The organism is Methylobacterium oryzae (genome assembly GCF_021398735.1).
Lineage (GTDB): Bacteria > Pseudomonadota > Alphaproteobacteria > Rhizobiales > Beijerinckiaceae > Methylobacterium.
This window is the reverse complement of the sequence record NZ_CP090349.1, coordinates 2,881,519-2,897,784: the sequence shown is the minus strand read 5'-3', so window position 1 is coordinate 2,897,784 and position 16,266 is coordinate 2,881,519. Positions and strand designations below refer to the sequence as shown.

Annotated in this window: 25 protein-coding genes; 10 read left to right on the top strand and 15 right to left on the bottom strand. The window is 73.9% G+C overall.

The features are described 5' to 3' along the window. Positions 1-148: 148 nt before the first annotated feature. The 4 genes from LXM90_RS13925 to LXM90_RS13910 all read right to left on the bottom strand — a co-directional run bounded on the left by LXM90_RS13925 (position 149) and on the right by LXM90_RS13910 (position 3,642). Positions 149-862, bottom strand: coding sequence for a YidB family protein (locus LXM90_RS13925; RefSeq protein ID WP_234082897.1), 714 nt, complete (start codon positions 860-862; stop codon positions 149-151). Between the two features lie 76 nt (positions 863-938). Beyond that, positions 939-1,139, bottom strand: coding sequence for a hypothetical protein (locus LXM90_RS13920; RefSeq protein ID WP_020095200.1), 201 nt, complete (start codon positions 1,137-1,139; stop codon positions 939-941). A gap of 84 nt (positions 1,140-1,223) precedes the next feature. Next, positions 1,224-1,493, bottom strand: coding sequence for a hypothetical protein (locus LXM90_RS13915; RefSeq protein ID WP_020095199.1), 270 nt, complete (start codon positions 1,491-1,493; stop codon positions 1,224-1,226). A 97-nt stretch (positions 1,494-1,590) separates the two neighbouring features. Beyond that, positions 1,591-3,642 (bottom strand): hypothetical protein, encoded by a 2,052-nt coding sequence (locus tag LXM90_RS13910; protein ID WP_234082896.1) that lies wholly within the window; start codon positions 3,640-3,642, stop codon positions 1,591-1,593. Positions 3,643-3,841: 199 nt separating this feature from the next. On the opposite strand from LXM90_RS13910, the gene LXM90_RS13905 reads away from it, so the two are divergent. From LXM90_RS13905 to LXM90_RS13895, 3 genes are all read left to right on the top strand, one after another. Then, complete coding sequence (locus LXM90_RS13905) at positions 3,842-4,864, top strand: hypothetical protein (RefSeq protein ID WP_042672486.1); 1,023 nt, start codon at positions 3,842-3,844, stop codon at positions 4,862-4,864. 79 nt (positions 4,865-4,943) lie between these two features. After that, positions 4,944-5,192: a hypothetical protein gene (locus tag LXM90_RS13900; protein WP_020095196.1), complete on the top strand. Its 249-nt coding sequence runs from the start codon at positions 4,944-4,946 to the stop codon at positions 5,190-5,192. 162 nt (positions 5,193-5,354) lie between these two features. Beyond that, positions 5,355-5,711, top strand: a complete 357-nt coding sequence (locus tag LXM90_RS13895; protein ID WP_026605252.1) for a hypothetical protein — start codon at positions 5,355-5,357, stop codon at positions 5,709-5,711. 27 nt (positions 5,712-5,738) lie between these two features. Here the strand turns inward: LXM90_RS13895 and LXM90_RS13890 are convergent, their stop codons facing one another. Continuing rightward, entirely contained in the window at positions 5,739-5,966 is a 228-nt protein-coding gene (locus LXM90_RS13890) for a hypothetical protein (RefSeq protein WP_020095195.1), read from the bottom strand. Positions 5,967-6,390: 424 nt separating this feature from the next. Between LXM90_RS13890 and LXM90_RS13885 the strand changes: the two genes are divergently transcribed. Continuing rightward, entirely contained in the window at positions 6,391-6,642 is a 252-nt protein-coding gene (locus LXM90_RS13885; protein WP_020095194.1) for a hypothetical protein, read from the top strand. A 51-nt stretch (positions 6,643-6,693) separates the two neighbouring features. On the opposite strand, the gene LXM90_RS13880 is transcribed toward LXM90_RS13885, so the two are convergent. From LXM90_RS13880 to LXM90_RS13870, 3 genes are all read right to left on the bottom strand, one after another. Beyond that, entirely contained in the window at positions 6,694-6,936 is a 243-nt protein-coding gene (locus LXM90_RS13880; protein ID WP_020095193.1) for a hypothetical protein, read from the bottom strand. An 82-nt stretch (positions 6,937-7,018) separates the two neighbouring features. After that, positions 7,019-7,240 carry a hypothetical protein gene (locus LXM90_RS13875; RefSeq protein WP_020095192.1) on the bottom strand — a complete coding sequence of 74 codons (222 nt, stop codon included), beginning with the start codon at positions 7,238-7,240 and terminating at the stop codon, positions 7,019-7,021. Positions 7,241-7,339: 99 nt separating this feature from the next. After that, positions 7,340-7,519, bottom strand: a complete 180-nt coding sequence (locus LXM90_RS13870; protein ID WP_020095191.1) for a hypothetical protein — start codon at positions 7,517-7,519, stop codon at positions 7,340-7,342. Positions 7,520-7,616: 97 nt separating this feature from the next. On the opposite strand from LXM90_RS13870, the gene LXM90_RS13865 reads away from it, so the two are divergent. After that, entirely contained in the window at positions 7,617-7,835 is a 219-nt protein-coding gene (locus LXM90_RS13865; protein ID WP_210383195.1) for a hypothetical protein, read from the top strand. Between the two features lie 85 nt (positions 7,836-7,920). Here the strand turns inward: LXM90_RS13865 and LXM90_RS13860 are convergent, their stop codons facing one another. The 5 genes from LXM90_RS13860 to LXM90_RS13840 form a co-directional block, all read right to left on the bottom strand. Continuing rightward, the gene (locus tag LXM90_RS13860; RefSeq protein WP_020095189.1) at positions 7,921-8,220 is read right to left on the bottom strand and encodes a PilZ domain-containing protein; all 300 of its coding nucleotides are present in this window, start codon (positions 8,218-8,220) and stop codon (positions 7,921-7,923) included. A gap of 242 nt (positions 8,221-8,462) precedes the next feature. Further along, positions 8,463-8,645, bottom strand: coding sequence for a hypothetical protein (locus LXM90_RS13855; protein ID WP_020095188.1), 183 nt, complete (start codon positions 8,643-8,645; stop codon positions 8,463-8,465). 281 nt (positions 8,646-8,926) lie between these two features. Continuing rightward, positions 8,927-9,301, bottom strand: a complete 375-nt coding sequence (locus LXM90_RS13850; RefSeq protein WP_020095187.1) for a hypothetical protein — start codon at positions 9,299-9,301, stop codon at positions 8,927-8,929. An 86-nt stretch (positions 9,302-9,387) separates the two neighbouring features. Then, complete coding sequence (locus LXM90_RS13845) at positions 9,388-9,663, bottom strand: hypothetical protein (RefSeq protein WP_026605251.1); 276 nt, start codon at positions 9,661-9,663, stop codon at positions 9,388-9,390. A gap of 223 nt (positions 9,664-9,886) precedes the next feature. After that, entirely contained in the window at positions 9,887-10,354 is a 468-nt protein-coding gene (locus LXM90_RS13840) for a MucR family transcriptional regulator (protein ID WP_020095185.1), read from the bottom strand. A gap of 318 nt (positions 10,355-10,672) precedes the next feature. On the opposite strand from LXM90_RS13840, the gene LXM90_RS13835 reads away from it, so the two are divergent. The 5 genes from LXM90_RS13835 to LXM90_RS13815 all read left to right on the top strand — a co-directional run bounded on the left by LXM90_RS13835 (position 10,673) and on the right by LXM90_RS13815 (position 12,245). After that, entirely contained in the window at positions 10,673-10,879 is a 207-nt protein-coding gene (locus LXM90_RS13835; protein WP_026605250.1) for a hypothetical protein, read from the top strand. Between the two features lie 33 nt (positions 10,880-10,912). Next, positions 10,913-11,098, top strand: a complete 186-nt coding sequence (locus LXM90_RS13830; RefSeq protein WP_012318898.1) for a hypothetical protein — start codon at positions 10,913-10,915, stop codon at positions 11,096-11,098. A gap of 52 nt (positions 11,099-11,150) precedes the next feature. Continuing rightward, positions 11,151-11,405, top strand: coding sequence for a hypothetical protein (locus LXM90_RS13825; RefSeq protein WP_020095183.1), 255 nt, complete (start codon positions 11,151-11,153; stop codon positions 11,403-11,405). Between the two features lie 141 nt (positions 11,406-11,546). Further along, positions 11,547-11,780: a DUF6894 family protein gene (locus tag LXM90_RS13820; RefSeq protein ID WP_026605249.1), complete on the top strand. Its 234-nt coding sequence runs from the start codon at positions 11,547-11,549 to the stop codon at positions 11,778-11,780. Positions 11,781-11,819: 39 nt separating this feature from the next. Then, a complete protein-coding gene (locus LXM90_RS13815; protein WP_100251998.1) occupies positions 11,820-12,245 on the top strand; it encodes a hypothetical protein in 426 nt (141 codons plus the stop codon). Positions 12,246-12,261: 16 nt separating this feature from the next. On the opposite strand, the gene LXM90_RS13810 is transcribed toward LXM90_RS13815, so the two are convergent. Both LXM90_RS13810 and thrS read right to left on the bottom strand, forming a co-directional pair. Then, on the bottom strand, positions 12,262-13,272 hold the full coding sequence (locus LXM90_RS13810) for a sensor domain-containing diguanylate cyclase (protein WP_234082894.1): 1,011 nt from the start codon (positions 13,270-13,272) through the stop codon (positions 12,262-12,264). Positions 13,273-13,550: 278 nt separating this feature from the next. Next, positions 13,551-15,578 carry a threonine--tRNA ligase gene (thrS, locus tag LXM90_RS13805; RefSeq protein WP_234082893.1) on the bottom strand — a complete coding sequence of 676 codons (2,028 nt, stop codon included), beginning with the start codon at positions 15,576-15,578 and terminating at the stop codon, positions 13,551-13,553. Positions 15,579-16,266: the final 688 nt, after the last annotated feature.

Genomic DNA, 16,266 nt, shown 5'->3' with positions numbered 1-16,266 from the left:
AGCCCGCGCGCACCGAGATCCTGACCTCCCGCGCGGCATCCGCGACGGCGGGCGTCTTCGAGCGCGCGCGGCGCCCGGGCCCTTCAGGATGCCGTCGTGATCGGGATCCGCGGCGGGCGCGCCGCGCGGCCCCTGACCCCGTGCCCGGCTACCATCCCCGCCGCTCCGCCTCCCCCGGCACCCGCCCCTCAGGCGTGAGCGCGTGCACCACCTCCGGCAGGGCCTGGGCGAGCTGCGACAGCAGCGTCTCGCGGTCCATCCCGGTCTGCTGCTGGAGGGTGTCCACCGTGTCGGGGCCGAGCGCCCGGGCGAGCTGGTCCGGGGCCACCGGGCGGTTGGTGCCGTGGCCGATCCAGGACTCCATCACGTCGCCGAGGCCGCCCTGGCGGAACCGGTCGACCAGCCCGTCGAGGCCGCCGAGATCCCCCTGCCCGTCCGGGGTGGCGCGGCTCGGCGGCGGGGCGTCGCCGGGGCCGTCGAGCATGCCGGAGAGGTCCGAGAAGTCGCCGGGCGGCAGGGACGGGTCCGACGGCCCGCCCGGGCCGCCGTCGCGGCGGCCGCCGTACTGGTCCCAGCCGCCGATGTCGCCGCCCTCTTCCGGAGGACGGCGCCCGCCGGCATCGGCGGGGTGCTGGCCGGGATCGCGCCCGTAGGGTCCGGCGCCGCCGGAGCGGTCGGCCTCGGGGCCGGGCTCGCCCTGGCGCCCGCGGCCGAAGATGTCGCCGAAGCCGCCGCTGGCGCCCTTGGCCAGCAGGAGCATCAGGAGTGCCTTGACCAGGGGCGACATGCCCCCGGACCCCTGCTTCTGCCCGCCGAACACCTGACCGAGCACGCCGCCGATCGCCGATTCGAGCAGTCCCATGCGCGTCTCCCCCCGTAGGCCCGGGCCGGACGGGCCCGGGCGAACAACATTCCGGGGCGGGCGCGGGTTGCCTCGCTCAGCGGGCCGGCGTCGCGAGCGCCGCCTGCGCGGTGCCGCCACCGGTCGTGGCGTCGGCGGGCTCGACCAGCGGCACCGTCGCGGCCGAGAGGATCAGTCCGGCCAGGAACAGGCCGGTGGCGGCGGCGCCGGCGCGGGGGCGCGGCAGGCGAACGGCGCGGCGTCGCGCGGGATGGGGACGGTCGACGGTCCTGGGCATCGCGGCCTCTCCGGGTTCGGGGCGGGCCCTGGGGCCCTTTCTGCCGGAAAAACGCCGTCGGGGGGCGGAGAGGTTCCCGCGCCGTCAGGTCCGGCCGGCGAGGCGGCGTCCCAGCGCCCCGAGCAGGCAGGCCGCGCAGTAGACCGGCAGCATCAGGGCCGCGCCGTCGAGCCACAGGCCGGGCAGGCCCGGCACGAACCCGGCGATCGCCGCCGCGGCCACGAGCCCCGCGACCACGCAGAGCCCCAGCGAGGCGGCGAGGCGGTCCGGCCAGCCGACCAGCGCGCCGACCACGAGGCCGAGCGCGGCCGCCCCGGCGAGCCCGGGCCAGAATCCGGCGAGCAGCAGCGTCACGGCCGTCCGGCCTCCCTGCGGGCGCGATGGTGGCGCGCGGCCGGGCGCGCGGATGGGCGCGGCCCGGCTGGCGGGCGCGCGGCGGAGCGGATCTCCCTCACGGCAGCAGCGCGAAGACGACGGGGCCGGCCGGCCCGTCCGGCCCGGCCGTGACCTGCTCCGGCCGGGCTCCGGCCTGGAGGAGGTACTCCACCACCGCCTGGGCGCGCAGGCGCGGCAGGTCGACCGGCGGCTCGTCGGGGGCCTCGGCGGGCTTCTTCGCCGCCGCCTTGCCGGGTGCGGCCGGCTCCTTCCTGGCCGCGCCCGCCTTGCTCCGATCCTTCGTCGCGTCCTTGGCCGCGTCCTTGGCCGCGTCCTTGGCCGCGTCCTTGGCCGCGATTTTGGCCGCGTGCATCACGGCTTCCTTGGGCGCCGGGGCCGGCGGCGCGGCTGTGGCCGGCTTGGCGGCGTCGGCGACCCGGGTCGGCTCGGCGGTCGCGCCCTCCCCCGGTGCCGGTCCGGCGGTCGGGGTCGCGGCCGGGGTCGCGGGCGGCTTCGCCGGGTCGGCGGGGCCGGAGACCGCGACGCGCAGCGACGGGCAGGTCTTCGCCAGGGCGGCCAGCGCGTCGAGGGTCGGGTAGAAGGCGGGCGTCAGCACGGCGCCGCCCGCGGGGAAGTGCAGGTCCGCCCCCGCCAGGGCGGCGGTGAAGTCGGCGCGGCAGGTGGCGGGGTCGCGCCGCTCCGCCGCGTCCCGCGCCGTGACGCTGGCCTGCCCGGTCCAGCCGGGGGGCAGCGCCTCGGCGAGCCGGTCGGGGGTGCGCGCGGCGCCCTCCCGGTAGAGGCTCTCGCCGGTGAGCGTCACGGCGCGGTCCGAGACCGCGACGGTCCCGTCCGCGAGGTTCGTCACCAGCGGGGCGGCGGCGGCCAGCGCGTCCCCGAGATCCGGCGGGGCGCCGTCGGCGAGGCGGGTGCGGTCGATGACCGGCTCCCGGAACAGGCGCGGGCGCAGGGCGGCCAGTACCCGCTCCCGGGTCGCGGCGTCCGGCAGGTGGCCGGTGAGGGTCACGGCGTCGGCGGTCCGGCGGATCGCCACCCGGTAGGGCGAGAGCGGCCGCGCCGTGAGCGCCACCCGCCCGGCCGCCACGCCGGCGGGCCGGCCGTCGCGCATCAGCGCCTCGGCGTCGGGGAGCGCCTGCCCGTCGATGGCGTCGCCGGTCACCGAGACCGCCCCGTCCCGGAACACGACCTGCCCGGACTGGATCAGCTCGGCGAGCTTGAACGCGAAGGCGATGAGGCTCTTCGGGTCGATCGCCGGGTCGAGCCCTCGGGCGGCCAGGAGCCGGTCCTCCACGGTGCCGCCCGCGGCGGCCTCGGTGGCGGCGCGCAGGGCGGCCTCGCGGTCGGCCGCCGAGGGGGCGAAGCCGTCGAGAACGATGCCCCGGCCCGATTTCTCCACGGCGAACCGGTACGCGGCCACCTTCGGGGGCAGGATCTCGACCCGCCCGACGCTGAACCCCTCCGGCGGGTCCGACAGGGCGGCCCGCAGGGCCTCGTAGGCCGGCACGTCGAGGGCCTCGCCCGACAGGCTGAGCACGGTGTCGCTGAGCGCCGCCCGCCCGCCCTTGGCGAGGCCGGAGAGCCGGGCCGCGAGGAACGCGGCCGCGCCGGCGAAATCCGGCGGCGCGCCCCGGGCGGCCCGGGCGGTGTCGTCGAGGCCGGTGCCGGGATCGAGGGCGCCGGCGATCCGCGCCTCCAGGGCCCGCCGGCCGATCTCCACCGGGCGGCTGCCTTCGAGGGCGATCCGGTTCTGACCCGTGCGGATCGCCGCCCACTGGAAGGGCGCGGCGGTCTCCACGATGCCGAGTTCGGAGACGATGCGGCGCGGGCCGTCGAGGGCCGCGAGGCGGGACAGCACGGTGGCGCGCTCGGCGACGTCCGGCGCCTCGCCGGCGGCCACGAGGTCGCGCCCGACGGCCTCCACGCGCAGCCACGGCTCGCCGGTGGCTGTGGCCGTGCCGGCGGCGATCGCCGCGCCCTGCGCCGCGAGGCCGTCGGCGATCCGCGGGGCGGCGTAGAGGGTCGCGCTCGCCCAGATCAGCGCGAGGGCCGGGAGGCCGGCGAGCCAGCCGGCGCCGCGCAGGCCTTGGGCGAGAGTTTCGGGCAACGGCACGGTCGCAGGTTCGGGCGCGGGTCGGGACGTGGGGGCAGGCGGATCCGGTGCCGAGAGCACACCGTCTTTCCGGCAGCATGAAGGCCGGCGGCCTCCTTTCTCCCACGGGTCAGCGCCGCGCCGCGTCCCCGCGCCGCCGGAACCGGCCGGACGCCCTCCGGTTTCCGAGCCAGACCCCGTCCCCGCTGAGGAGCGTGCCATGCGATCCATCCTCGCCGCCGCCCTGCTGCCGGCGATCGCCGTCCCGGCCGGGGCCCAGAGCCTGTCGGCATCGCTTGAGCCGATCACCCCTGTCGCCAATCCGGGCCAGCTGAGCCTCGGCGGCAGTTCCACCACCGGGCAGTTCCCGACCGTCTCGGCGCAGACCGGCGGCCTCGTGAATGCCGGCCAGCTGAGCTTCGGCGGGGGCGGCGGCGGTGGCGGCGGCCGCATCGGCGCGTCGGGCGGCCTCTCGGCCGGGACGACGCTCGGCGCCACGACCGCCGGTTCGGGCGCGACGGGCCAGCTCGGCGGCCTGGGATCCACCGCGACCGGCGGTGCCGGCGTCACCGGCACGACCCTCGGGACCGGCGGGACGATCGGCGCCACCGGTGCCCGCAGCGGCCTCAGCGGCGCGTCCCGCACGGGCCTGGGCTCGACCGCGGGGAGCCTCCTGACACCGACCCTCGGAACGGGCGGTCTCGGGGGTGGGTCGGGCCTGTCCCCCGGCCTGGGCACCGGACTCTCGGGAGCCGGCCTCGGCGCAGGTGTCGGCGCAGGTGTCGGCGCAGGTGTCGGCGCAGGCGTTGGAGTAGGTGTCGGCACGGGCCTCAACGCTGCCGGAAGCCTCGGCTCCTCGCTCGCGACCGGCTCGTCCGGCGTCGCGTCGGCCGGTCTCGGCAGCGGCGTGGCCGCGTCGGGCATCGGCGCGACAGGCGCCACCCTGTCCCCCGGCGGTCTGTTCGGGCTGTTCGGACTGTTCGGGCTCGGGACCGGAACGGCCGCGAGCGGGGCCACGGCCGCGACGGTTTCCGGGACGGGCGGCGCCGGCACGGGCGGCGCCGGGATCCCCGGGACGCCCGGGCTGCCCGCGGACGATCCCGCCCAGGCGGCCCGCACCCTGCCGACCGGCGGCGGGGCGATCGGCGGTGCCGGCATCGGCGGCGCGGCGGCCGCGCCGGTCCGGACCGGCGACCTCTGCGGCGGGCCCTTCGCCGAAGCCTGCCTCGGCCAGGGGTTCTGAGCGGCCTCAGGGGCCGGAACCGCGCCGAACCGCTGCCGTTCCTTCTGTGCCGGCACCTCGGCCGGGACAGGAGACAGAGATGAACGTCATGCTGGGCCGCGTCTCGCTCGCGGCCGCTCTCGTGATCGGCGTCTCGGGCGCTGCCCTGGCGCGCGATGCCGGGCCGAAGGCTCACGGCGCCAAGGGCACGGCCGGCCTGCACGGGATCGGCTTCAACGAGCCGAAATTCCGCTCGGACCTGCGCACCGGCAAGGAGCAGCCCTACACGTGGCCGGTGAGCGACCGCTATCGCCCAGTCTCGCAGCCCTTCTACGGTCGGGCCTACTGAGCCGCCCGGCGCACGCTCCGCCGAATGGATGAGTGGCGGCGCCCCGCTCCGCCGCGCACAACCGGGGCCGGCCCCGTTCCGTCATCGGAGCGGGCGCCAATCCGGCGATGGCCCAGAGGCACGGGGTCCGTGGCGTGCCGGCTCCCGAGGCAGGAGAGTGTGATGCATCCGCTGAACCGGCGCGTCGTCGCGGTCCCGGCCGTCGCGCTTCTGGTCGTCGCGCCCCTGCCGGGGCGCGCGGGCGAGTTCGCGCAGGTCCCGCCGGTGCCGGGCATGGCCCTGACCCTGCCCGATCCCGGCATGGCCAACGGGGCGCCCGCGCCCGCTCCGACGGCGGCACCGGCCCCCGCCGCGGCCGCGGAGCCGCCCGCTCCGGTCAGGGCGGCCTCCGTTCCGGCGGTCGAGCGCCGGTTCCGGGGCCTGGGCAGCGGGCTCTCGTCGATCGACGGGCAGCTCCCGAACCAGCGCACCGGCCAGCGTCACCAGCACGTGGTCCGCGACATCTGCATCGGCTGCTGATCCGATCCGCCTCCGGCGCGGCGCCGGCTAGTGCGGCGCCCGCGCTCGGGAATTCGCCTGGATCCAGCGCGGCGAGAGGATGTCGCCGGCCTCGGTGATGATCCAGGGTTGGGCCTCGCCGGATTCCATCGCCGCGATCGCGACGGCGAGGGCCTCGCGCAGGGTCGCGAACGGCCGCCCCTCCGCGGCGCGGGCCGGTCTGCCCTTGGGCCAGATGGTCAGTTCGGCTCGTCTGTCGAGGTCGGAGGGCGTCATCGGCGCTCTCGAGGTGCTTCGCAGGGTGCTTCGGCGGGATGTGGGCGTTCTACCGTGCCCGTGTGACGCGGATCTGGCGCCGCGGTTTCCGATTCGTGCCACGGGCCGCGACGCCAGCAACGCGCGCGCTCGCCCGGCGGTTTCGATCGGTTCGGGGGCGCGCGCGAAAAACAAATCACCCGCTCCTCAAGTTTGATTTGAGAACGTGCCGGTGGAAGTTTAGTTCATTTGCATCGAATGCATGGCGCGCGGGATCGGTGCCTGAATTCACGGCTGAGAATTCCCGGGGAACACTGCAGTACCGTGCCGTCCTGGCGATATGGTGCAATGCGAAAAACGCATGCCGCGACGCACAAATCCGTGGTCTCATGCGCTGGTCGATCGCATCCCGCGGTCGACACCGCGATCGAACCGGAGACGCACCATGCGCACGATCCTCATCCTCGCGTCGGCCGCGCTCACCTCGGCGGCCTTCACGGGCCTCGCCGCCGCCGACGACCGCCTGCACCTGACGCCGCCGCTCTATCGCGATCAGGCCCGGCCCGCCCAGCAGATCCGCACGATCCACGATCTGACCACCACGCCCCAGCCCGTCGCCGCGCCGGCGACCGTCAATCGGACGGTCTCGTCCCTCGGCCGGCCGATCGTCCAGGCCGCCGTCGAGGCGAGCCGCTGAGCCGGCTGCCGGAGACGGAGCGCCCCGGGCGGCTCCGTCTCCGGCCGACGCTCAGACGATGTGCAATTCCTGCGCGGCCACCGACGGTTCCACGCCGCGACGGATCAGGCGCCGCGTCCGCGCCCGCTGATCGCGCGCGGTGCTGAGGGCAGTCCCCGCCGCGCGGTACCCCTCGAACCACAGATCCGCCCACGCATACTGCGCCGCCATCGCGAGCAGGACGGCGTTCTCGGCCTGTCTCAGGCCCAGCCGCAGGCTCTCATCCGCCAGGCGACCAACCTCCCCGTACATCATCTCCAACTCCGCGTCCGAACACGGCCGGCAGCGCCGCGAAGGGCCGCCGGCCACCCGCCCAGAGGCCGCTCGGCTCTCCCGCTCAGTGCGACGCCGCCCCGGCAGCGTCGCGAGCGGCGGCCGCCGCTTCCCGGGCCGCATCCTGCCCTCGCACCACTTTCGTGCGGACCGTGTCGGGGGCGCGGCGCGCCGCTCCGACGACGCTTCCGAAGGCCGTCCGGGCCTGTGCGAGACCGGTCCCGGCGACGTCGCGGATCTGGGTCGGGACCTCGTGGCCCGACGACTGTGCCATGCACTGTGCCATGCGTGGTCTCCTGTCGGCCGCCATCCGGGTGCGGCCGGCCCGTTTGTGCATCGCACATGGACCGGCGTCCAGGGATCGCCCGCGCGTCGGCGCGACCGGTCAGATCTCCGTCTCGCGCCGGACGATCGCCTCTTCCCCGCTGCCCTTCTGCGCGAGGCCGACCTCGGGATCCTCGGTCGGGATCGTGGCCGGCGCCGCCTTGACGCGCTCCGCCGGAGGCTCGTCCGCCTCGCGCGCGTCCGGGCCGCGGCTCGTCGGGTCTGCGGTCTCGCGCGTCATGCGGTCTCTCCCTGCCTGCAGCCAACGCGACGGGGCGTGTGCGGGTCCCGGGGCTCCGTCACGATGGCGGGAGGCGCGACGCGGATCGCGGCTCTATATGGGAGGTGCGAGCAGGGAGAGTGGTGTGTTCACCGTCAAGGGGATTGATCCGTCCGGGCGCGTCATGACGTTCGCCTGCGGGACGGACGAGCAGGCGATGGAGAAGACCTGGGAGCTGGCCCGGCGCGGCTTCCGCGAGATCACGGTCGCCGATCCGAAGGGCAAGGAACTCTCCGCGGCCGCCTTCGAGCGCTCGCTCAACATCGACTGGGAGTGACGCGCGTCGGCAGCCCCGCCGCCCCCGACCCTGCCGACGACACTCTGGCCGCGCCGAGCGCCGGTCGACCCGAGGCAGGCGCCTGTCAGGTCGCCTCGAGTTCGCGCCAGAGGTTCGCGCGGCCCGACCGCGCCGTCTCGGGGATGTCGGTCGTGGCGCCGATCTCCTCCGCCTTGCGCCAGATGGCGCGGCAGACGAGGATCTCGCTGCTCGCATCGATGCTGAGGATGAAGCTGTCCGGAACGATCTCGGCATCCGGGAGCGCGACCCGCACGCCGCCGGCCGACCGGTCGTAGACGATGCACGGCAAGCTTCGATGCTCGTCGACCGAGATGCTGCCGGTCTCGTTGAGAAGCGTGCGTGGAGCGCTGCGTCGTTCGAACATCACCGCCTCGAGAACCTCTGCCCGACAGGATCGGTCACCCGGGTTCAAGGGCGGTTTGCGAAATGCCTCGAATTGTCGGGAAGCTGCCGTCCCTGTGAATTCTGCGCTCTTCATGCGCGCTCGGCCGGAGGCCGGATGCGCGGAGCACCGCCGCCCGCCGAGCGACCGGGGCGACGGAGCCGCAGGGACGGAGACGGCCTCGGTCGGACCGCTCGGCGCGTGTGACCGGCCTCAGGATCGACCTACTCGGTCACGACCTCGACGAGGGTGGTGAGAAAACCCAGCGCGACGGCCCCGATGCCGCCCATGAAGGCCGCATCCCACCCGGCGAACTCCCTCGACTGGGGCGCGCGCAGGAAGGCGAACAGCGTCACGGCGGCCCCGCAGACGACGAGAGCGAGGGCCAGCAGGATCGATCGAGACATGGCGTTTCCCTATGCGCCGGTCTCGCGGCCCTTGAGGGCTCTTGTAAACGGACGAGTGCGACCGGCTTGATCTGTTCAGTCTCGTCCGTCGTCGAAACATGACAGACGAGAGCGCGGTGAACAAGGTGTTCATCTGTTCTGCACTGCGGAACAGCGGCCGGAATGGCGCTCTCATCTGATCCGCACAGGACTGAAGTCGCGCGCGGCCAGGGCTGCCCTTCACGAGGGGCATCGACCGGCCGGCCGCGGGGAGTGCCCCGCCGGGACGGGATCCGGCGCGGTCAGTCGATAAAGACGCGGACGCCGTCCGTGTTGAGCAGGTCGCGCTGGTCGGCGCACCATTGCTCCGGTCCGACCGCGGCGATCTCGTCCGCGACCCGCCGGCCCTCCTCGGCGATGGCGTTCCGGGCACGCTGGTGGCCGAGGCCGGCGTCGAGGGCTCGGCGGACCGTGCGGGACAGGCCCTCGGACACCGTGTCGTCGATGGTGTAGAGCTTGCGGCAGTGCAGGACGATGCCGGCCTGCGCGCCGACGATCCGCACGAGACCCCGGATCGTCTCCGCGCGCTTGGTGTCGTCTGCCTCCTCGGCAGCCCGGGCGGTGCCCGGCACGACCGCCGTTCCCAGGAGGGCGGCGAACAGCAGGGCGCGAGTCATCCGGGGCATTCCTTCTGGCCGATGCCGGAGCCGTCTCCGGAACGCCGCACCGGGCGGGCCGCGCCCGCCCCGTCAGATCCGGCCGGTCACTTCCGGGCGGCCATCAGGTCGTGAGTCAGGACGGTCAGCTTGCCGATCAGGTTGCTGATATCGGAGCCCTTGCACGACCATTGCGTGCCGACCGCCTCGCCATCGGCCGAGACGGAGACGACCGCCACCGAGCGCAGGCGACCCTCGCGGGCCAGGGCCAGCTGATCCTGCAGCACGGCGATGATCGACGCGGTGTCCTCGTCCACGACCGCGGGCGCGATATGCGCCGGGAACGGCACGACCGAACTCGTCATCGTCTGCTCTCGCTTCATCTCGCCGATCCCTTCGGTAGCATCCTCGGGCCCCGGCGTGCGCATCAGCTTTGTGCAGAGTGTGGCAGCTTGTCCGTGTCCCGCGATGTCCTGGACGTGTGTGGCGACGATGCAACGGTCTCGGCGCGGCTCCGGACCGCGCGGCGGCACGAGGCGCCGGGCTCCGCGGCGCTTCGTTACGAGGGGGCCCCGCCGAGCGGGGCGCCCCCGGAGGTCGTCATCCTCAGGCGGCCTTGCGGCCCTTGCGCTCGCGCTCGGCCATGGCGCCGGGCTGGCCCAGGCCGATCGCCTTGGCGAGGGCGGAGCGCTGCTCGGCGTAGCTCGGCGCGACCATCGGATAGTCCGCCGGCAGGCCGTAGCGGTCGCGGTAGCTGCGCGGATCCAGGCCGTGGCTGGTCAGGTGGCGCTTCAGCGTCTTGTAGGTCTTGCCGTCGATGAAGCTGACGATCCCGTCGTGCCGGACCGACTTGCGGATCTGGGCCGCGCTCGGCTTCTCGACCTCGGCCTGCGGAACCGCCCCGATCTCCGCCGTCAGAGTCCCGGTGACGAGCCCGCTGATCGCGCCATGCACGCGCGCGATCAGGGCCGGAAGCTCCGCGGCCGGCACCGGATTGTTCGACACGTAGGCGGCGACGATATCGCCCGCCAGCTCGATGAAGTTGGAGTTGGGCCCTGTGGTTTCTTCTGACACTGTAAGATTCCTGGTGTGCCCCTCGCCCGGGATCTGCTACTTTTGAGCACTGAATGCAAGTTACAAAACCGTTGGCGGGCCGCTTCCGGTGCATGATCGGGGTGCCCGCCGCGGAGATCGGCCGACCATTTCTGGCGATTTTCGGCGGAGTATTTCCGGGCGCCGTCCGAGTCGGCCTATCGACTGCGGTAGAGTTTCCGCTCTGCAGAACGACCAGAACGTGCATCTGGCGGACTTGAAGTCGGCCCGGGCCGGCCGATGGGTGTTTCCGCCGTCATCCGCGGTGACGCGGCGCCCCGGTCGTGGCATGGCGCGGCCATGCTGATGCTCGCCCTCCTCATCGCCCTGCTGGCCGTCGTGGTCGCCATGTTCGTGCTGCGGCGGTGGACCGGGCGGCTGGCCTCGCTCGCGACGCTCCTGGCCGGAGCGATCATGGTCCTGTGGCTCGCCGAGGTCGGCCTGCTTCCCGGAACGCAGGGCCCGTTGACGGCGTACCGCCCCCTCGTGCCCGGGCTCGACCGGTAACGGTTCGGTAAGCGTACCGGCGGAGCATGGGGTATGCCCACGCTCTCCGCCCCGCGCCTGCTCACGTTCCTGGTGTCGGCCGTGCTGATCGGCCTCGCCGTCGCCAGCCTCTACACGCGCATCCCGATGGTCGGAAAAACCGTCGTGGCGCACCGGCAATGGTTCTTCATCGGCGCCTACGCCCTGCTCGCCCTCGGGGTGACCACCCGCAGCCTGTAGTGGACCGCGCCGCGGTCCGTTCGCCACCGCGCGCCGCGCCGAGGAGGCCGGAATGGCCCTGAAGACCACCTACCTCGTGCAGCCGTTCGAGCTGCACCGGAATCGCCTGCGGCCGGCCCGTCAGGAGCCCGCGCAGAGCGAGTTCGGCGCCCTCAAGAAGGCGGAGGCGCTGGCCGCCCGCATGCCGGGCGCGGCGGCGCTCAGGGTCGTGGCCGACGACGAGACCGGGGAGCTCGAGGGCGTCACGATCCTCGGCCAGTTCGGGACCGTCCCGGACGATTTCGCCGAGAGCCTGCTGGGGGGCTGAGGCGGCCCGCGGGTCCCGGCTTACATCCGGCTGCGTCTGGGGGTGCGACACGGGCGACCTCCGATTGCGGCCCTCCGGAAACTACGTAGAAACAGCGGAGACTGATCCTTGCGAGCTCCGGCGCTCGCCGAGCTCGCATCCGTGCCCCGCTATTTCATCGACCTCCACGACGGCGCCAACTTGGTTCGCGACCGCGACGGCTTCGATCTTCCGGATCTCGCCGCGGCGCGGGCGCAGGCGGTGCGCATCCTGACGCGGCTCGCGCAGGGCTTGACCGATCCGATGGAGCGGCAGGATTACGTGCTCGCCGTGCGCGACGAGCAGGGCGCGGTCCGCCTGCGCCTGCGGCTCTCCTACGATGTCGAGGGCGGCTGACGGCCCGGCCGCGCGCGGGTCGGGAAAGCGGGAGATCGCATGCGACGCTCAACAGGTCTGACCGGCCCGCTCGCGGCGGCGCTCCTGCTGCTCGTCGCCGCCGGGCCGGCAGGGGCGCAGACCGCGCCGCCCCCGCCCACGGGATCCGCCGCGGCGACGGCCGACAACGCCGTGCTGCTGACGGTCTTCCTGCGCCACGACCAGTCCCGCCCGCTGGCGGAGCTGAACGCGCAACTCGCCAAGCAGGGCTTCTACAAGGCCTTCCCGCCGCCGGGCATCGAGGTCGTCTCGTGGAACGTCGTCATGGGGATCGGGCAGATCATCGTCCTGCGGCTGCCCGCCTCCCGCCTGCGCGAGGTCAACCGCGTCCTGGAGGACACCGCCTGGGGCGCGTACCGGACCGAGTTCTTCCCGACCTACGATTACAGGGCCGTGGGCCTCGCGGAGCACGAGAAGGCGCGCTGAGGCCGTCCCGGCCGCCTCAGGCCGGAACCGCGCCGCCCGGACCGACCGGCCCGAGATCCAGCGCGTCGTCCCACAGGTAGGGGTGGCCGAGACGCTTGGCCGCGTACATCGCCGCGTCCGCCCGCTCCACCAGGGCCTGCGCCCGGGTGGCGTGCAGGGGCGCGCAGGCCACGCCGATCGCCGCGCCGATGCGGATCGGCGTTCCGGTCCCGAGATCGTACGGCTCGGCGAGGCGCGCCTGGAGGCGCAGGGCGAAGCCGAGGGCCGGCGCCGGCGCCGCGTCGCCGAGCAGGATGGTGAACTCGTCGCCCCCGAGCCGCGCGGCGCAATCCCCGGCGCCGAGCGCCGCCCGCAGGCGCTCGGCCAGGTGTCGCAGGAGCGCGTCGCCCACCGCGTGCCCGTGGCGGTCGTTCACCGGCTTGAAGCCGTCGAGGTCGAGGCACAGCAGCGCGCAGGGCGCGCCGTCGAGGTCGGCCAGGGTCCGGTCGAGCCGGGCCGCGAACAGGTGGCGGTTCGGCAGGCCGGTCAGCGGGTCGTGGTGGGCCATGTAGCGCAGGAGCGACTCCGCCCGGCGGCGCTCGGTCACGTCCTCCCACAGGGCGGTCCAGCCGCCGCCGGCCTGCGGGTGCAGGGTGATCGCGACCTGGCGCCCGTCCGCGAGCGTCTGGACCACGGCGTCGGTCGCGCCCCGGGCGAGGAGCCGCCTGCGGGCCGCCCAGAGGCCGCAGGGATCCCGGTCGGCCGGGACCGCCCCCGCGGCGCTCGCCGCGCCCACCGCCCGGGCATGCATGCCGGGCCGGATCCGGTTCGCGGGCGGGCCGAACAGGCGCCGGAACCCGTCGCTCACGAACAGCAGCCGGTCGGCGGAATCGAACAGGCACAGGCCGTGCGGCAGCGAGTCCAGCGCCTGGACGATGCCGGGTCCGAGCTTGCGCCCGCGGCCGAGCCCGTCCTGGCGCCGGGCGCAGGCCGCCTGCCGGTGGCGCCGCGCCAGCCTCGTCGCCGCCCTGCCCGCCTCCGCCGCCATGGCCGGTCCCCCGAAACGCCCGACAGCGTCGTCGGGCGATCGCCGGAACGTGCCGGCTCGGAAATTAGTCTCCGGTCTTCATAGAATGGGATTCCTTTCGCCAACCTTGACGAAAGTCGTGCGCGTTGAGCGATCTTCGCGGAGATTGACCATCCGCAAGTTGAGGTGGTGATCGCGGCGCGCGAACTCTGTCGGTCGACGGGTCCGCGCGGTCGGGCCGCGCCGACGTCCCGGGGGGGCGCCGCGCGGCCCCCGGGACGACGTCTATCGGCGGCGCGTCAGGGCGCGTCGTGCGGGCCGTGATGGCCGTCGAGCACCGTGTCGCTGGTTGGGACCGTCGCGGCGACGGCCTCGGCGCGGCGGATGTCGGGCGCGGTCGCCTCCTCCACGAAGGCCGCCACGGCCTCGCTCAGCGGCAGCGTGCGGGTCTGCTGGCTGCCGAGCCGCCGGATCGAGACCGTGCGCTCCTCCGCCTCGCGGCGACCGAGCGCCAGCAGCACCGGCACCTTGGCCAGCGAGTGCTCGCGGACCTTGTAGTTGATCTTCTCGTTGCGCAGATCCGCCTCGACCCGCAGGCCCGCGCGCTCCAGGGTGCGGATGACGTCCCGGGCGTAGGGATCGGCCTCGCCGGTGATCGTCGCCACCACCACCTGGACCGGCGCCAGCCACAGGGGGAAGTGCCCGGCGAAGTGCTCGATCAGGATGCCGGTGAAGCGCTCCATCGAGCCGCAGATCGCCCGGTGGACCATCACGGGCGGCTTCCGGGCGCCGTCGGCGTCGATGTAGAAGGCGCCGAACCGCTCGGGCAGGTTGAAGTCCACCTGCGTGGTCCCGCACTGCCAGTCGCGGCCGATGGCGTCGCGGAGCACGTACTCGAATTTGGGCCCGTAGAACGCGCCCTCCCCCGGGTTGACCGCCGTCTTGATCCGGCCGGCCGACTGCTCCTCGATCTGCGCCAGCACGCGGGTCATCACGTCCTCGGCGTGGTCCCAGAGGGCGTCGGAGCCGACGCGCTTCTCGGGCCGGGTCGAGAGCTTCACGACGATCTGGTCGAAGCCGAAATCCGCGTAGGTCGAGAGGATCAGGTCGTTGATCTTCAGGCACTCGTCGGCGAGCTGGTCCTCGGTGCAGAAGACGTGGGCGTCGTCCTGCGTGAAGCCGCGCACGCGCATCAGCCCGTGCATGGCGCCCGACGGCTCGTAGCGGTGGACGATCCCGAACTCGGCCATGCGCAGGGGCAGGTCGCGGTAGGATTTCAAGCCATGCTTGAAGATCTGCACGTGGCCCGGGCAGTTCATCGGCTTGAGGGCGAACCAGCGCTTGTCCTCGGCCTCCTCGCCGGCGGATTGCGCGGCGAACATGTTCTCCCGGTACCAGCCCCAGTGGCCGGAGGTCTCCCACAGGGCCTTGTCGAGGATCTGCGGGGCGTTCACCTCGGCGTAGTCGCCGCGCAGGCGCCGGCGCATGTAGGCGATCAGCTCCTGGAAGATCGTCCAGCCCTTGGCGTGCCAGAAGACGACGCCCGGCCCCTCCTCCTGGAAGTGGAACAGGTCCATCTCGCGGCCGAGCCGTCGGTGGTCGCGGCGCTCGGCCTCCTCCAGCCGGTGCAGGTAATCGTCGAGATCGGCCTGGTTCGCCCAGGCCGTCCCGTAGATGCGGGTCAGCATCGGGTTGTTCGAGTCGCCGCGCCAGTAGGCCCCCGCGACCTTCATCAGCTTGAAGGCGGTGCCGACCTTGGCCGTCGAGGTCATGTGCGGGCCGCGGCAGAGGTCGAACCAGTCGCCCTGGCGGTAGATCTTCAGGTCCTCGCCCGGCGGGATCGCGTCGACCAGCTCGACCTTGAAGCCCTCGCCCTTGCCGGCGAACAGCGCCCGCACGTCCTCGCGCGTCCAGACTTCCTTCGTGAAGGGCGCGTCGCGCGAGATAATCTCGCGCATCTTCGCCTCGATCTTCGGGAAGTCCTCGGGCGTGAACGGGGTCTCGCGATGGAAGTCGTAGTAGAAGCCGTTCTCGATCACCGGGCCGATCGTGACCTGCGTCTCCGGCCAGAGCGCCTGCACGGCCTCGGCGAGCACGTGCGCGCAGTCGTGCCGGATCAGCTCCAGGCTGCGCGGGTCGGTGCGGTCCAGGAACTCGATGCGGGCATCGCGGTCGATCGGGTCGTCCAGGTCGGCGACCGTGCCGTCGAGCGCCATGGCGACGGTGCGCTTGGCCAGCGACTTGGCGATGCCCTCGACCACGGCCCGCCCGGTCGTGCCGGCGGCGATCTCCCGCGTGTTGCCGTCGGGGAAGGTGAGAATCGGCATGGTACGAGCGTCTCCGGGCTCAGTCCTGCATACGGGGCAGGTAAGCGGTTTCGAGGGAGCGGCCGTGTAGACCGATTTCTCGGGCGAGGGAACAACGGTGCGGCGCAACTTCACGCATCCCTGCCCTTCGTCCGCCGTTCGGGTGCGCGCGATCGTCCCCGCGCGCGCGTGGCGCCGGGGGCATGGCCCGGGAGGCGAGCACGAGGGACGCGGGACGCCGCGGGAACCCAGGTGTCGGCCAAGTACGCGCGGGATCCGATCCCCGCGGCGCCCCGCGGCATCGGCCGGGCATGGTCCCCGGCCGGTGCCGTCTGTCTCGTCGCGACGTCTCCGACGTCCCGGTCCTGCGACTCCCCGTTAGCGGTCTCTGTCGAGGTGCAGGCACGCCGTACTCGCACGCCGTGCCCGCACCTCCGGAACCCGCATCGGCGCCGTGGCCTTCCAGCCGTCCCCCGCCTCGTAGTGGGCGGGTCCGCAGGTCGCTCAGGGTCGGCCCAGAGGCGGGTCGGCGCGGGGGCATTTCCTCACCCCGCCGGGCAGAGTGCCGCCCGGTCTCACGCCCGCGTCCGAGGCACGCCCCGCACCGGTCCGTCGCCCGGGGCGATGGCGGCTGAGAGCCACCGACGCGGGCGCCGCCCCGTCCCCGGACCCGACCGGTCAGCCACCGGGCGGGCCCCCGAAGGACGCC

Bases quoted from the DNA above. Each gene is read 5' to 3' on its own strand.
- LXM90_RS13815 (WP_100251998.1), top strand. From the start codon at position 11,820: ATGCGACGCTCAACAGGTCTGACCGGCCCGCTCGCGGCGGCGCTCCTG.
- LXM90_RS13870 (WP_020095191.1), bottom strand. From the start codon at position 7,519: ATGACGCGCGAGACCGCAGACCCGACGAGCCGCGGCCCGGACGCGCGC.
- LXM90_RS13905 (WP_042672486.1), top strand. From the start codon at position 3,842: ATGCGATCCATCCTCGCCGCCGCCCTGCTGCCGGCGATCGCCGTCCCG.
- LXM90_RS13920 (WP_020095200.1), bottom strand. From the start codon at position 1,139: ATGCCCAGGACCGTCGACCGTCCCCATCCCGCGCGACGCCGCGCCGTT.
- LXM90_RS13885 (WP_020095194.1), top strand. From the start codon at position 6,391: ATGCGCACGATCCTCATCCTCGCGTCGGCCGCGCTCACCTCGGCGGCC.
- LXM90_RS13830 (WP_012318898.1), top strand. From the start codon at position 10,913: ATGCCCACGCTCTCCGCCCCGCGCCTGCTCACGTTCCTGGTGTCGGCC.
- LXM90_RS13850 (WP_020095187.1), bottom strand. From the start codon at position 9,301: ATGACTCGCGCCCTGCTGTTCGCCGCCCTCCTGGGAACGGCGGTCGTG.
- LXM90_RS13835 (WP_026605250.1), top strand. From the start codon at position 10,673: ATGCTGATGCTCGCCCTCCTCATCGCCCTGCTGGCCGTCGTGGTCGCC.
- LXM90_RS13895 (WP_026605252.1), top strand. From the start codon at position 5,355: ATGCATCCGCTGAACCGGCGCGTCGTCGCGGTCCCGGCCGTCGCGCTT.
- LXM90_RS13925 (WP_234082897.1), bottom strand. From the start codon at position 862: ATGGGACTGCTCGAATCGGCGATCGGCGGCGTGCTCGGTCAGGTGTTC.
- LXM90_RS13865 (WP_210383195.1), top strand. From the start codon at position 7,617: ATGGGAGGTGCGAGCAGGGAGAGTGGTGTGTTCACCGTCAAGGGGATT.
- LXM90_RS13845 (WP_026605251.1), bottom strand. From the start codon at position 9,663: ATGAAGCGAGAGCAGACGATGACGAGTTCGGTCGTGCCGTTCCCGGCG.
- LXM90_RS13880 (WP_020095193.1), bottom strand. From the start codon at position 6,936: ATGATGTACGGGGAGGTTGGTCGCCTGGCGGATGAGAGCCTGCGGCTG.
- LXM90_RS13855 (WP_020095188.1), bottom strand. From the start codon at position 8,645: ATGTCTCGATCGATCCTGCTGGCCCTCGCTCTCGTCGTCTGCGGGGCC.
- LXM90_RS13825 (WP_020095183.1), top strand. From the start codon at position 11,151: ATGGCCCTGAAGACCACCTACCTCGTGCAGCCGTTCGAGCTGCACCGG.
- LXM90_RS13875 (WP_020095192.1), bottom strand. From the start codon at position 7,240: ATGGCACAGTGCATGGCACAGTCGTCGGGCCACGAGGTCCCGACCCAG.
- LXM90_RS13890 (WP_020095195.1), bottom strand. From the start codon at position 5,966: ATGACGCCCTCCGACCTCGACAGACGAGCCGAACTGACCATCTGGCCC.
- LXM90_RS13860 (WP_020095189.1), bottom strand. From the start codon at position 8,220: ATGTTCGAACGACGCAGCGCTCCACGCACGCTTCTCAACGAGACCGGC.
- thrS (WP_234082893.1), bottom strand. From the start codon at position 15,578: ATGCCGATTCTCACCTTCCCCGACGGCAACACGCGGGAGATCGCCGCC.
- LXM90_RS13900 (WP_020095196.1), top strand. From the start codon at position 4,944: ATGAACGTCATGCTGGGCCGCGTCTCGCTCGCGGCCGCTCTCGTGATC.
- LXM90_RS13810 (WP_234082894.1), bottom strand. From the start codon at position 13,272: ATGGCGGCGGAGGCGGGCAGGGCGGCGACGAGGCTGGCGCGGCGCCAC.